General features: G+C 67.1%; 12 protein-coding genes. 2 read left to right on the top strand and 10 right to left on the bottom strand.

Translation table 11 applies throughout. The features are described 5' to 3' along the window. Positions 1-256 precede the first annotated feature (256 nt). From ABGN05_RS07085 to ABGN05_RS07075, 3 genes are all read right to left on the bottom strand, one after another. The gene (locus tag ABGN05_RS07085; protein WP_367953311.1) at positions 257-667 is read right to left on the bottom strand and encodes a curlin; all 411 of its coding nucleotides are present in this window, start codon (positions 665-667) and stop codon (positions 257-259) included. A 217-nt stretch (positions 668-884) separates the two neighbouring features. Beyond that, positions 885-1,286: a curli-like amyloid fiber formation chaperone CsgH gene (csgH, locus tag ABGN05_RS07080; protein ID WP_367953310.1), complete on the bottom strand. Its 402-nt coding sequence runs from the start codon at positions 1,284-1,286 to the stop codon at positions 885-887. Positions 1,287-1,366: 80 nt separating this feature from the next. After that, positions 1,367-1,801, bottom strand: a complete 435-nt coding sequence (locus ABGN05_RS07075; RefSeq protein WP_367953309.1) for a curlin — start codon at positions 1,799-1,801, stop codon at positions 1,367-1,369. A 245-nt stretch (positions 1,802-2,046) separates the two neighbouring features. On the opposite strand from ABGN05_RS07075, the gene ABGN05_RS07070 reads away from it, so the two are divergent. After that, positions 2,047-3,567, top strand: a complete 1,521-nt coding sequence (locus ABGN05_RS07070; protein ID WP_367953308.1) for a malonate--CoA ligase — start codon at positions 2,047-2,049, stop codon at positions 3,565-3,567. 21 nt (positions 3,568-3,588) lie between these two features. Here the strand turns inward: ABGN05_RS07070 and ABGN05_RS07065 are convergent, their stop codons facing one another. The 6 genes from ABGN05_RS07065 to ABGN05_RS07040 form a co-directional block, all read right to left on the bottom strand. After that, complete coding sequence (locus ABGN05_RS07065; protein WP_367953307.1) at positions 3,589-4,143, bottom strand: ActR/PrrA/RegA family redox response regulator transcription factor; 555 nt, start codon at positions 4,141-4,143, stop codon at positions 3,589-3,591. 68 nt (positions 4,144-4,211) lie between these two features. After that, a complete protein-coding gene (locus ABGN05_RS07060; protein ID WP_367953306.1) occupies positions 4,212-5,534 on the bottom strand; it encodes an ActS/PrrB/RegB family redox-sensitive histidine kinase in 1,323 nt (440 codons plus the stop codon). An 89-nt stretch (positions 5,535-5,623) separates the two neighbouring features. Beyond that, positions 5,624-8,089, bottom strand: a complete 2,466-nt coding sequence (gene hrpB, locus ABGN05_RS07055) for an ATP-dependent helicase HrpB (RefSeq protein ID WP_367953305.1) — start codon at positions 8,087-8,089, stop codon at positions 5,624-5,626. Next, on the bottom strand, positions 8,089-8,727 hold the full coding sequence (locus ABGN05_RS07050) for an ATP-binding cassette domain-containing protein (RefSeq protein WP_367953304.1): 639 nt from the start codon (positions 8,725-8,727) through the stop codon (positions 8,089-8,091). Before ABGN05_RS07050 ends, hrpB begins: the two co-directional genes overlap by 1 nt. A 12-nt stretch (positions 8,728-8,739) precedes the next feature. After that, on the bottom strand, positions 8,740-10,416 hold the full coding sequence (locus ABGN05_RS07045) for an ABC transporter permease (protein ID WP_367953303.1): 1,677 nt from the start codon (positions 10,414-10,416) through the stop codon (positions 8,740-8,742). A gap of 40 nt (positions 10,417-10,456) precedes the next feature. Then, a complete protein-coding gene (locus tag ABGN05_RS07040; RefSeq protein WP_373695921.1) occupies positions 10,457-11,638 on the bottom strand; it encodes an ABC transporter substrate-binding protein in 1,182 nt (393 codons plus the stop codon). A 194-nt stretch (positions 11,639-11,832) separates the two neighbouring features. Here ABGN05_RS07040 and ABGN05_RS07035 point away from each other — a divergent pair, with 194 nt between their 5' ends. Then, a complete protein-coding gene (locus ABGN05_RS07035) occupies positions 11,833-12,036 on the top strand; it encodes a DUF3329 domain-containing protein (RefSeq protein WP_367953301.1) in 204 nt (67 codons plus the stop codon). 21 nt (positions 12,037-12,057) lie between these two features. Here the strand turns inward: ABGN05_RS07035 and phnF are convergent, their stop codons facing one another. Next, positions 12,058-12,801 (bottom strand): phosphonate metabolism transcriptional regulator PhnF, encoded by a 744-nt coding sequence (gene phnF / locus ABGN05_RS07030; RefSeq protein WP_367953300.1) that lies wholly within the window; start codon positions 12,799-12,801, stop codon positions 12,058-12,060. Positions 12,802-12,899: the final 98 nt, after the last annotated feature.

Below are 12,899 nucleotides of genomic sequence, written 5' to 3'. Positions count from 1 at the left end.
CGTCTCCTTCTCTGTGGGGCCGCATCTGCGGCCCGGATGCATTCGCCGGATAATAGCGCTTTCGGCGAAGTCCGCGAGGCCGGCTGAGCCGGAATTCGGCGCGGAGGAGGATGAAATCGTCGCAGTTTGTTCCGCAGGAGGAAAATATTGCAGCAATGCTCCGGCTGACGTCCATTGGGGAAACCTCCGCCGCCTCCGGGCGGCGAGGCCCCGGATCGGCCGCCGCGCGTGATGTTCGCGCCGGCTTGAAGACGATCTACCAGCCGAACTGGATGGTCGCGCCGGTGCGCCCGTTGCCGTTCTGGACGGCATGGCCGTTGGTGTTCCTGCCGAACTGGAACAGGCCGTAGGAATTGCCGCTGCCGTTCTGCTGAACGGTTCCGTTGTGGCCGCTGCCCTCCTGATGGATGATACCGAGGTTGCCGCCGCCGTTCTGAAGCAGGCCCGCAATGTTTCCGGAGCCACGCTGCTTGATGCCGCCGTTCTTGATGCCGTTGTAGAGCGAGTACATCTGCAATCCCGCACGCAGCGCCTGCGCATCCTGGGTATTGCCGGGGGCGATGCTGAACGACACCGAGCCGCCCGCGGAAGCCGGGACGGTCAGGCCGGCCGTGCCGATGGTGAGGGCCACGAGGCTTGCCGTGGCGGTCCTGATGAGCTTGGTCATGGTTTCTCTCCTTTTCGCTACAGTCGCTTTTTGCTGGTGCCGGTTCTCGTCCAGTCGATGAAGGGAGTTTGCCCCGCTTTCACTGAACCGAACCGGAACCGCGCATTCAGGAGGCGTTCATGACGCCGGACCCCGATTCGGATCGAGTAGGCCGCGGACGCAAGAAAGAGGGCCCCGGGTGGTCCCGGAGCCCTCGCGAAGGAGCCGACATGGTCGCTCAGGTGGCGCCGCCGACGCGCTCGTCGCAGCGATAGGTCTTGCCGCCGGCGGTGACTTCCAGCCTGGCGTCGTAGACCGAGCCATGGCTGCCGAGCATTACCTGGCCGAGGGTCGTGGGGCTGCCGGCCTTCGCGGAGAAGTCACCGCCCTGCGAAATATCGGAACTGCCCGATCCGCCTGCGCTCTCCACCCGGAAGGCGTAGGAGCCGCTGACGGCCTTGTCCGCGCGCACGACGCCTTGCAGCGTCACCATGCCGCCGGAGGTCGTAGCCTGTATCTCGCAGCGGACCGAACCGCCGGACGAGCCGGCCTGCCCGGCGCCGACGGTCGTCGCGGCGGCTCCGGCCGCGATCAGCAGCGTAGCGGCGGGAATGAGCATGCGTCTGCCTGTCGAATACATTGTCCTGTCTCCTTTCGTCATCGGTGATGCCGGGGGAAGCCGTTCGCTTCCCCCGGCCAGCGAAGCTTCGTTCGAAGCCGTCACGGGCAGGTCTGGACGAATGCCGCGACGTTGCCGTTGCCGCCCTGCGAGACGTTGGCGTCGCAGCCGTTTCCGACCTGCACGCCGGCGGCGATGTTGCCGTTGCCGTCCTGGGTGATGATCGCATTGTGGTTGTTGCCGAACTGGCCGATGCCGGCCGCGTTGGCCCTGCCGCGCTGCCAGGTGTCGGCGTAGTTGTTGTATCCTTCCTGGCCGATGGCGGAGAGGTTGCGCCGGCCGGTCTGGTTGGCGATGCCGGTGTTGCGGCCGCCCTTCTGGTAGACGCCGATCTGGTTGTGCTTGCCGGTCTGCGCTCCACCGGCGGCATGGCCCCAGCCGAACTGCTGGATCTTGACCTGGTTCGCCATGGCGGGAGCCGAAACGATGCCCATGACGGCGGCGACTGCGGTGGTGATGAAGAACTTGCGGGTCATCTCGATTTCCTCTTTCTCGTTGGTGCGGCCGTTACCGCTTGCTGACGGTCCGAGTTCTAGAGGAGCGGTCCGGAACCAAACCTGAACCCGCCGTTCAGATTGGGTTCAGCGGCCGGATGGCGCGCGGATGTCTCCCTGGCCCGGCAGCGGTTCGCCGTTGCCTTTTCAAGGAAGGCGTTCCTGCTGTAGGTCTTGCGGCCGATGTGATGTGAGGCCGGGAACTGCCGGTCGCGGGGGAGATCCGAATGACGAACCACATGTTCGACGCGATCCGAAAGGCCGCCACGGAGCCACGGGCGCTCTTCGTGGAGACGACCGACGGCCGCCGCTGGACCTATGGCGACATGCTGGCGGATGCGGGCCGGCTTGCCGGCCGGCTGATCGAGCGTGGGGTGCGGCCGGGTGATCGGGTCGCCGCGCAGACCGAGAAGAGCGTCGAGGCTCTGATGCTCTACCTGGCTTGCCTCCGGGCCGGCGCCGTATACCTGCCGCTCAACCCCGCCTACACGCTTTCCGAACTCGATTACTTCGTCGGAGACGCCGAACCGCGCCTGCTCGTGGTCGCGCCGGAGAAGGCGGCCGGTGCGAATGCGGTGGCCGATCGACATGGCGCCCGTCTCGACACGCTCGACGTCCATGGCGGCGGTTCGCTGCTGGACGGGCTGGACGGGTCGGCAAGCGATTTCCGCGATGTCGCGCGAGGCGCCGACGATCTGGCGGCCATCCTCTACACCTCCGGCACGACCGGCCGTTCGAAGGGCGCGATGCTGACGCACGACAATCTCCTGTCGAATGCTGTCACCCTCGTCGACTACTGGCGCTTCACGTCGGATGACCATCTCATCCATGCGCTGCCGATCTTCCACACGCACGGCCTGTTCGTCGCGTCGAACGTGGTGCTGCTTTCCGGGGGTTCGATGGTGTTCCTGCAAAAATTCGATCCCGACGAGGTGCTGCGCCTCATGCCGGCTGCCACGACGATGATGGGCGTACCGACCTTCTACACGCGGCTCCTGCAGCATCCGGGCCTGAACCGCGAAACGGCGGCGGGCATGCGGCTCTTCACGTCGGGTTCCGCGCCGCTGCTGGCCGAAACGCACCGCCAGTTCGAGGACCGGACCGGTCACGCGATCCTCGAACGCTACGGCATGACCGAGACCAACATGAACACGTCAAATCCCTATGACGGGGACCGGATCGCCGGGACGGTAGGCTTTCCGCTGCCCGGCGTCGATCTGCGGATCGTCGATCCGGGGAGCGGCGCGGCGGTACCGCAGGGCGAGACAGGCATGATCGAGGTGAAGGGTCCCAACGTCTTCAAGGGCTATTGGCGCATGCCGGAGAAAACCGCTTCGGAGTTCCGCGACGACGGCTTCTTCATCACCGGCGATCTCGGCACCATCGACGAGCGCGGTTACGTCCAGATCGTCGGGCGCGGCAAGGACCTCGTCATCTCGGGTGGCTACAACGTCTATCCGAAGGAAGTGGAGACCGAGATCGACCAGCTTCCCGGCGTGGTCGAGAGCGCGGTGATCGGCGTTCCGCATCCCGACTTCGGCGAAGGCGTGACGGCTGTGGTGGTCAGGGAAGCCGGCGCCGTGTTGGACGAGGCCTCCGTCATCGCGAGCCTGCAGGACAGGCTCGCGCGATACAAGCAGCCGAAGCGGGTGATCTTCGTCGCGGATCTGCCGCGCAACACCATGGGCAAGGTGCAGAAGAACGTGCTGCGCGAGCAGTATGCCGGGATCTACGAAAAGGCGCGGTAGGAAGTACCGTCCGTTCCGGCCTCAGCGGGGCGCCCGCTTCGCCAGGATGCGCTGCAGCGTGCGGCGGTGCATGTTGAGCCGCCGCGCCGTCTCGGAGACGTTGCGGTCGCACATTTCGTAGACGCGCTGGATGTGTTCCCAGCGCACGCGGTCGGCCGACATCGGGTTTTCCGGCGGCTCGATCTTCTCGCCCTTCGTCCGGGTCAGCGCCGCATAGACCTCGTCGGCATCCGCGGGCTTGGCGAGATAGTCGATCGCGCCGAGCTTCACGGCGGTCACCGCCGTTGCGATGTTGCCGTAGCCGGTGAGGATGACCGTGCGGGAATCCGCCCGCTTCTCGCGGATCGCCGAGACGACGTCGAGCCCGTTGCCGTCGCCCAGCCGCATGTCGACGACCGCGTAGGCCGGCGCGGCGGCTTTCACTTTCGCCTGGGCCTCCTCGACGCTCTCGGCCGTCTCCACCACGAATCCCCGGCTCTCCATCGCACGGGCAAGGCGGGTCAGGAACGGCTTGTCGTCGTCGACGATCAGGAGCGAACGATCCTCGCCGAGTGCCTCGTCTGTTTCTGCGGTCATGATTTTGTCATCCGGAAGCTTTGCCCCTTATGTATTCAAAAATTGCCCTATGTCCATTCGGGCAGTCGTCATCCGGCTGCTTCCGCCAGTCCTCCCTGGCTGAGAAAGACCTCGCGTGCCCAGGTGATCTCCACTTCGGCGCCCTGTCCGGGCTCCGAGCCGTTGCGGAAGGCGACTGCTGCGCCGGATCGTTCGAGCAGCGTCTTGGCGATGAAGACGCCGAGCCCCAAGCCGCCGCCGCCTTCGAGCTGCGCGCCGGATCGGGTCGTCATGTAGGGCTCGCCGATGCGATCCATGATCTCCGGCGGGAATCCCGGCCCGTCGTCGCTGACGCGGATCCTGACGCGGTCCTGATCCCAGTCCCAGCGGACGGCAACGCTCTCGCGCGCGAAGTCGACGGCGTTCTCGACGAGATTGCCGAGCCCGTAGATGACGCCCGGATTGCGCCTTCCGACGGGTTCCGGCCCGATCGTCTTGCCCGGCTCCAGCCGGATCTCGATCCCGAAATCGCGGTGGGGCGAGATCACGTCCTCGATCAGCGACGTGAGCGGCAGCCGTGCCAGGTGTTCCTCGCTCTGCGATGACAGGCTGGTCAGCCGCTTCAGGATCTCCTTGCAGCGCTCGCTCTGGGAGCGGAGCAGCGCCAGGTCCTCGTGCAGCTTCGGATCATGCTCCAGGGTGCGCTGCATCTCCTTCACCACGAGGGCTATGGTGGCCAGCGGCGTCCCGAGTTCGTGGGCGGCTGCCGCGGCGAGGCCGTCGAGCGCGGAGAGATGCTGCTCGCGTTGCAGGACGAGTTCGGTCGCCGACAGCGCCGCCGCGAGCTGGCGCGCCTCCTCGGCCACGCGCCAGGCATAGATCGCTGTGAAGGCGATGGTCGACAGGATCGCCATCCACACTCCGATCACATAGAGGAAGGGAACTGCGAGCCCGGTCAACTCGTACCATGGCAGCGGAAGATGATATCCGACCAGCAGCGACGCAGCCGCGCCGACGAGAAGTCCCAGCAAAGCCGTGTACATCAGCGGCAGTGAAGTCGCCGAAATGACGACCGGGACGATCATGAGGATTGCGAACGGATTGGCCAGTCCGCCCGTCAGGTAGAGCAGCCCGGCCAACTGCAGCGCATCGACGACAAGGATCGCCAGCGCGGCCACCGGCTGGAGGCGATGCGTCGCCGGATAGCGGAAGGCCAGATAGAGATTGATCCACGCCGAAGCGGCGATGAGCGCGAAGCAGGCGCCGACGGGCGTCGAGAACTCGAACCAGTAGGCCACCACGAGGATGGCCGCGCTCTGGCCGATGATTGCCAGCCAGCGGAGCCTGATCAGCGTGTTGAGGCGAAGACGTCTGCTCTGCTGGTAGTTCAGGGTCCGGGGGTCTTTCGGCATCGGAAAGCTATAATGCCATTCCGGTCCGGATTGAAACGATCTCGCCGGGGAGCGCCGCCATTGGAATGTCATCCGTGCAAATTCCGTCGTCAGGTGCCGCGGGGCTTGGCGCGCGAGGTGGCCTGCGCTTCCAGCGGGTTCTCGGGCCACACGTGCCGGGGATAGCGGCCGCGCATGTCGGACCGGACGTCGGCCCACGAGCCGCGCCAGAAACCCGGCAGGTCGCGCGTCGTCTGGATCGGGCGATGCGCCGGCGACAGGAGTTCCACCGTCAGCGGTACGGTGCCGCTGGCGATCGACGGATGCCGGTCCAGCCCGAACAGTTCCTGGACGCGGATCGACAGCACCGGGTGCTCGCCTTCGTAGCCGATGGGAACGCGGCTGCCGCTCGGCGCGTCGAAATGCGTCGGCGCGAGCTCATCGATCCGCCGCTGGAGATCGTAGGGAACCAGCGACCGCAGCCCGTCGCAGAGCGCCTGCTCAGGCAGGGCGGCAAGCTTCGCCTCGCCGCGCAGGAAGGGGAGGAGCCAGGTATCCAGCACCGAGAGCAGTGCATCGTCGGCCATGTCCGGCCACGGCGGGCCCAGGCCCTCGAAGAGCCATCCGAGCCGGTGCCGCAACGCCGTCGACGGCCTTCCCCAGGGAAGAATGGCCAGCCCGTTCTCGCGGATTGCGTCGAGCACCGCCCGGTCGGCCTCTTCTCCGCGCGGAGCGGGCAGGAGGCGTTCCGACAGGACGATCGCGCCGAGCCGCGCCGTCTCCCGGACCCGCACCGCCTTCTTCTCCGGATCGAAACCCGACCGGATCTGTCGCTCGATCCGGTGCGAGAGTTTCTGCCGGATGTCGGCTTCACTCACGACGGCGGCCGAGACGATGCGGGCGTTCTGCGCCTTTCCCTGCAAGTCCGCCACGACCAGGAACTCCTGCCCGGCGAGTGGGTCCGTCTCGTCGATGACGGCGCCCCTGCCATTGGCGAGCACGAAGCGGCCGCGCGCGCCGCGCGCCCTGGCGACGCGGTCGGGCCAGGCGTCGAGAAGGAGGGCGCCGATGCTTGCGCCTGACGACGCGTCGGACTGGGCGGTGAACGCGGTGCCGGCCAGGCGCCGGGCGAGGGATCGTGCGCCGTCGGCGCGCGGGCCGCGTTCGCTGCGGAACCGCGAAAGCCTCGTTTCCAGATCGACACTGTTGCCGCCCAGGCCGCGCTCCGTCATCAGGACGGCGAGTTCGGCGGCCATGGCGGCTTCGCCCCTGCTCGCGGCCTTGGCGACCATATGCGCCAGCCGGACGGGCAGGGCCAGCCGGCGCATCGCCTCGCCATCCGCCGTGACGCGGCCGTCCTTGTCGATCGCGCCGAGATCGAGGAGCAGGGTCCGCGCCTCGGCGAGCGCAGCCTTGGGCGGCGGGTCGAGGAACGAGAGCGTCTGCACATCGGAGACGCCGAAGGCGGCGCCGTCGAGCACGAGGCCGGAAAGATCGGCCTCCAGGATTTCCGGCGGCGTGAAGGCGGGCAGCGCCGCCGTCCGCTCGGCGCGCCACAGACGGATCGCGATGCCGGGGCTGGTGCGGCCGGCACGGCCCGCGCGCTGGTCTGCCGAGGCACGGGAGACCCGGACCGTCTCCAGTCGCGTCAATCCTGTCGCCGGCTCGTATCTCGGCAGGCGGGACAGTCCGCTGTCGACGACGACACGAACGCCGTCGATGGTGATCGACGTCTCGGCGATCGACGTCGCCAGCACCACCTTGCGCCGCCCGGCCGGCGCGGGCCGGATCGCCGCATCCTGCGCCCGGCTTTCCATGTTGCCGAAGAGCGCGATGACGTCGGTATCGGCGGAGACCCTGCCGGCCAGACGCTCCGCCGTGCGCTCGATCTCGCGCTGGCCGGGCAGGAAGGCCAGCACGCTGCCCTGCTCGCCGGCGAGCGCGCCACGGATTGCCTGCGCGACCGCGTCCTCGACCGGTGTTTCGGGCAGGCGTTCCTGGTAGCGGATGTCGACTGGAAAGCTGCGGCCCGCACTCTCGATCACCGGCGCATTGCCGAGCAGGCGGGCGACACGCGCGCCGTCGAGCGTGGCCGACATGACCAGGAGCCGCAGGTCCGGCCTGAGCGCGCCCTGGACGTCGAGGGCCAGCGCGAGGCCGAAGTCGCCGTCCAGCGAACGCTCGTGGAACTCGTCGAACAATACGGCTGTGATTCCCGGCAGTTCCGGATCGTCGAGGATCATGCGCGACAGGATGCCTTCGGTGACGACCAGGATCCTGGTGTCTCTGGAGGTGCGGTTTTCCATTCGCATCGCGTAGCCGACGGTGCGGCCTAGCTCCTCGCCGAGGAGTTCCGCCATGCGCCGGGCCGCGGCTCGGGCGGCGAGGCGGCGGGGCTCCAGGAGCAGGATCGTGCGGTCACCGCGCCAGGCCTCGTCCAGCAAGGCGAGAGGAACAAGCGTGGTCTTTCCCGCTCCCGGCGGGGCAACCAGGACGGCGGAATTGCCGTTCGCGAGCGCCGAAAGAAGTTCAGGAAGCGCCTCGGTGACGGGCAGTTGCGGCAGGCCGGCTTTCATCAGCCGCCGATCCGCACGACGGCACCGCCGGCCGCCTGCGCATCCGCCTCGTCATGTGTCACCAGAAGGACCGGAAGCCCGCGCTCGCGGGCCTTGGAGAAGACCAACCTGCGCATCTGCTGGCGCAGATCCGTGTCCAGCTTGGAGAAGGGCTCGTCGAGCAGCAGGGTCCTCGGCGAGGACAGGAGAACACGGGCCAGCGCGACACGTGCCCTTTGGCCCCCCGACAACGTGTCGGGATCGCGGCTTTCCATACTGTCGAGTTCTACTCCCGCCAACGCTTCCCGGGCCAGTCTCATCCGCTCGGATTTTCCCCTTAAGGCGGCGGGGATGGCGAACAGGAGGTTTCCGGCCACCGACATGTGCGGGAAGAGAAGCGGATCCTGGAAGAGGATGCCGACATGGCGCTCTTCGGGAGGGGCCGCAGTCAGTTCGACGTCTCCGACGCTGACCCTGCCGCTTGCCTCGAAGGCTTTGTCGAGAAAGCCGCCGACATAGGCGAGCAGCGTCGACTTGCCGGAACCGGACGGCCCCATGATGGTCAGCACCTCGCCCGGTTCGACCTCATGTGTGATCGAGATCAGCACGCGGCCGCCGAGCGCGATCGTCACGCCTTCCAGTCTCAGTCCGTCTCCCATCAGCCCTGCCGTTCACACCCGCATCGCACGGAAGCGCCCGAATAGCAGCGCCGGGACGAGAGTGGCAACGACAAAGCCCATCATGGGAAGCGCCATCTGGAGGAAGGCGTAGACCCCGATGACGCGCCGGTTGCCGCCCGATGCGAGCGCCACGGCTTCGGTCGTGATCGTCGTCAACCGCCCCGCGCCGATCAGCACGGTCGGCAGATAGAGACCGACCGAGACGGCGAACCCGACCGCCAGTGCGGTGAGGACCGGACGGGTCAGCATGGGCAGGCGGATCGAAAGGAAGGTTCTCAGCCGCGATTTGCCGAGCCCGGCCGCGATCGCCTCGTAGCGGCGGTCGAAGGCCCTCCAAGGGTCGGAAAGGGACAGGAATACGTAGGGCATGACGAAGATCAGGTGGGCGAAGATCAGCGTGGGAAGGCCGGCGACGGCACCGGAGAGAAGGAACAGCAGCTGCAGGCCGAACAGGAAGGCGACCTGCGGAACCAGAAGGGGGAGATAGATCAGCAGCGCCGACCCGCGCCCGACCCTGCCGGTCTCATCCTCGCGCAGCAGGCACAGCAGGGTTATGACGAGGGCTATCAGCGTCGAGACGAGTCCTGCCGCGACGGTCGTGGCGATCGGTTCGATGACGCGCGGGAGGGCCGCGGCCCATGTGCGCGGCGTGACGCTTCGCGGCAAGGCGTCGGGGAATTGCCAGAGCCCGGCAATCGACCAGATGACGAGTGTCGCGAGACCCGCGAACACCACCGCGGCCGAGGCGAGCATCGAGACCAGCGCGACGATCCTGACCAGGAGATCGCGCGCGCATCGTCTGCCGGCGGTTGCGAGCCTGTCGCGCAATACGGCGCCGCTGCGTTCCAGCATGATCCAGAGAAGAATGGCGAGCGCGGATACGGCGAGCTGCAGCAGGGCTCCGGCCGAAGCGAGGAAGCGCATGGAGAGGTCGGGATCGTTCATCCATTCCACCAGCCGCACCGCCAGTGTCGGCGGCGCGGATGGGCCGAGGATGATCGCGACGTCAACGACCGAGGAGGCGAAGGCGATCACTGCGAAGACTGGCAGCCGGATCTGCCGGTAGATCGCCGGCCAGACGCACAAGAGGAAGCCGGCGACGCGGCCGTAGCCGAGCGAGGCTGCGAGCATCCGGGTGCGCGCCAGCGGCACCTGGGGCAGGGCGGCGAGGGTGACGAGGAGCAGGAACGGAATTTCCTTCACGACCAGCCCGGCGATCATCGACAGGCCCATGGGGTCGTTGACCAGGAGCCAGTCCGGCGGACGGGTCCAGCCGGTCAGTTCCGGCGAGACGAGACGGACGAGGAATCCGCTGGGAGCGATGAGAAAGGCCAGCCCGAAGGCGGCGGCCGCATGCGGCACCGACAGGAGCGGGGAAATCAGGTGCTGGATGCGGGAGAACAGCGTCGTACCGGCCCATGCGGCGACGAAGAGCATCACCACGACCAGGGAGAGCGCCGCGGAAGCGAGGCCGGCGAAGAGGCTGAGAAGGGCGGAGTGCGGTATGCCCGGCGCCGCTGCGAGTTCCCGCAGGGGCGCAAGCGAGAATGCCGAGCCGCCGAGCGCCGGCAAGTAGCCGACGGCGGGCAGGACCGTTCCCGCCAGTCCGGCGAGGATCGGTCCCGAAAGGAGAAGGACCGCCAGCGGCGGCCCGACGCGGGTCAGCAAGCGCGGTCCTCCCCGATTAAGGAAGAAGGACCGGCGGTCGTCAATTGCCGATGCCGTAGCGCCGTTTCCATTCGCCTTCAAGGCGCTCCAGCCAGGTGGGATGCGGCTCGTCGATCGCGGGGCCGAGTTCGTCCGGCAGCAATGTCGCCACGCCGAGGTCGAGCGCCGCGAAACGCGCCCGGTCGGCCGGGCCGAGCTTGTCCATCGCGAGCACCGTCGGATCGCCCCAGACCTCCGGAGCCTGCTTGCGCGCCTGCGCCTCCGGCGAGATCAGGAAGTCGGCGGTCACCAGCGCGCCGGCCTTCGAGGCGGCGTTGTAGGGGATCGCGACGAAATGCGTGTTCGACAACGTGCCTGCCGGGAAGGTGAAGGAACGCACCGTGTCGGGCAGCTCGCCATTGGCGATCGCGCTGGAGGCTTCCGAGGGGTTGAAGGCGAATATGATGTCCATCTCGCCGTCGGCGAGCATCTGCTTCATGGCCGGATAATTCTGCGGATAGGCGCGGCCGGACCGCCACATGAGCGGATGGAGTTCGTCGAGATAGGCAAAGAGCGGCGCCACCGTGCTGTTGAACGTCGCATCGTCCACCGGTTGGATCAAGACCGAGCGGTCCTCCACCAGTTCCGACAGGATCTGCTTGAGGAAGGACGAACCGATGAAATCCGGAGGCTGAGGGTAGGAGAACCGCCCGGGATTGGCCTTGGCCCATTCGAGCAGCGAACGCGCGTCCGTCGGCAGCGCCGCGGCGTCCGTTCGCGCCTGATCGTAGAAGAAGACCAGCTTGGCCATGCCCCACGGGCTTTCGAGGCCTTCGACCGGAATGGTGAAGTCGGTCCGGATGGTCGGCTTGTTCTCGATGTCGACATACCGCCAGTTCGGCAGGTCTTCCGCCCAGCCGGGCGAGAACAGCAGGCCCTGCTCCTTCATGGATGCGAAATTCTCGCCATTGATCCAGATGAGGTCCACCGAGCCGCCCTGGTTCTTTCCAGCCGCCTTCTCCGCCACCACCTTCGCGACAGCATTGGCGGTATCGTCGAGCTTCACGTGCACGAGTTCGACGCCGTAGCGCTGCTTCAGTTCCTCGCCGGCCCACTCGATGTAGGCGTTGATATTCTCCGAGCCGCCCCAGGCGTTCCAGTAGACGGTTTCGCCCTTGGCATCCGCGAGAATCTCGTCCCAGCCCTTCGGGTCGGGGTCGGCCGCGACGGCCCCGAGCGTCAGGGAGACGAGTGAGATGGCAGTAAGAAGCGATGTCTTCACGCTCGTCCTCCTGGGGCGGAATTCCCTTCGCCGGATTGAGCATGGGTGGCCAAATAGGGTCAATCAAGCGGGAGACACGCCGCGTCACTTCACCGTGACTCGGTCGTGAGCCCGCTATACACAACGGGACGAAGGATTCGGAAGCGGGGAAAGGGATGCAGGGTTCGGGGCAGGCATTCTTCCGCCCGCGGTGGCGGCGCATCGCCATCGTCGCCGCATGCGCCGGCTGGGCGGTTCTGGAGTGGCTCAGCGGGCAGCAGGGCTGGGCGGCTATCGCCGCGGCGGTGACCGCCTACGGCGTATGGAGCTTCTTCATCGCCTGGAAGGACCCGCCTGAAGGACATTCGGACAATTCCTGATCGCGCGTGGATGCCGACGGCTCATTCGGAGACCGAAAGTTCCACGCGGTCGGCGGCGAACCTGGTTTCGGAGAACTGGACCGGCCGCCCATCCGGATCGACGTTGAGAGCGACCGCGACGAGCACTATCGCGCCCGGCGCCAGCTTCAGGTCGGCGAGATCGGCGCTTTCGGCATGCCGTGCCGAGACGATGGTGGATTTGCGCAGGTAGTCCGCCACACCGTGGTCGCGCAGGGCAACCGTGATCGATCCGGAACTGGCGAAGGCATCGGCGATGCCTGAAAACCGTTCCGCCTGGAACCAGCTCGTCGCCCGCGACACCGGCCTGCCGTCCGCCTCGCTCAGGGTCTCGAGCCGGATCACCGGGTCGTCTTCCGGGATACCGAGTGCCTCGGCGACCCTGGGGCTCGCCGTCTCGCGCGCATGCGCCAGCAGATGGCCGCGCCGATCCCGCGCCTGGTCGCGAAGCCCTTCCGAGAAGCGCGTGCGGGCGCTGATCGGGTAGGTGAAGCGGCGGCGGCGCTGGATGAACGTACCGCGCCCCTGCTCCGCGCGAAGGACGCCTTCCTGGACGAGCGCTGCGATGGCGCTGCGAACCGTATGGCGGTTGATGCCGAACCTCTCGGCCAGTGCCGTTTCCGGAGGGAGGCGGCCGTCGCCGTCGAACTCGCCCGACCCGATACCCTGGCGAATGCGGTCGGCGACCTGGCGCCAGAGCGCGATGCCGGTTTTCCTCTCCATCGCATTGGCGGTGTTTGCCGGCATGGTGTCACCTCTGTCACGCGCGCGTCATGGACAATCGATAAGAGACGGTATATGTTGTCTACTTGTCTATATCAATAGACAAATATTGCGCGAGGCGA

This window comes from Aquibium pacificum, from assembly GCF_040839445.1.
Taxonomy (GTDB): Bacteria; Pseudomonadota; Alphaproteobacteria; order Rhizobiales; family Rhizobiaceae; genus Aquibium; species Aquibium pacificus.
The sequence above is the reverse complement of the archived record's forward strand: the minus strand, read 5'-3'. Positions and strand labels throughout refer to the sequence as shown.

Bases quoted from the DNA above. Each gene is read 5' to 3' on its own strand.
- ABGN05_RS07085 (WP_367953311.1), bottom strand. From the start codon at position 667: ATGACCAAGCTCATCAGGACCGCCACGGCAAGCCTCGTGGCCCTCACC.
- ABGN05_RS07050 (WP_367953304.1), bottom strand. From the start codon at position 8,727: ATGGGAGACGGACTGAGACTGGAAGGCGTGACGATCGCGCTCGGCGGC.
- ABGN05_RS07065 (WP_367953307.1), bottom strand. From the start codon at position 4,143: ATGACCGCAGAAACAGACGAGGCACTCGGCGAGGATCGTTCGCTCCTG.
- hrpB (WP_367953305.1), bottom strand. From the start codon at position 8,089: ATGAAAGCCGGCCTGCCGCAACTGCCCGTCACCGAGGCGCTTCCTGAA.
- ABGN05_RS07060 (WP_367953306.1), bottom strand. From the start codon at position 5,534: ATGCCGAAAGACCCCCGGACCCTGAACTACCAGCAGAGCAGACGTCTT.
- ABGN05_RS07035 (WP_367953301.1), top strand. From the start codon at position 11,833: ATGCAGGGTTCGGGGCAGGCATTCTTCCGCCCGCGGTGGCGGCGCATC.
- ABGN05_RS07075 (WP_367953309.1), bottom strand. From the start codon at position 1,801: ATGACCCGCAAGTTCTTCATCACCACCGCAGTCGCCGCCGTCATGGGC.
- phnF (WP_367953300.1), bottom strand. From the start codon at position 12,801: ATGCCGGCAAACACCGCCAATGCGATGGAGAGGAAAACCGGCATCGCG.
- csgH (WP_367953310.1), bottom strand. From the start codon at position 1,286: ATGTATTCGACAGGCAGACGCATGCTCATTCCCGCCGCTACGCTGCTG.
- ABGN05_RS07070 (WP_367953308.1), top strand. From the start codon at position 2,047: ATGACGAACCACATGTTCGACGCGATCCGAAAGGCCGCCACGGAGCCA.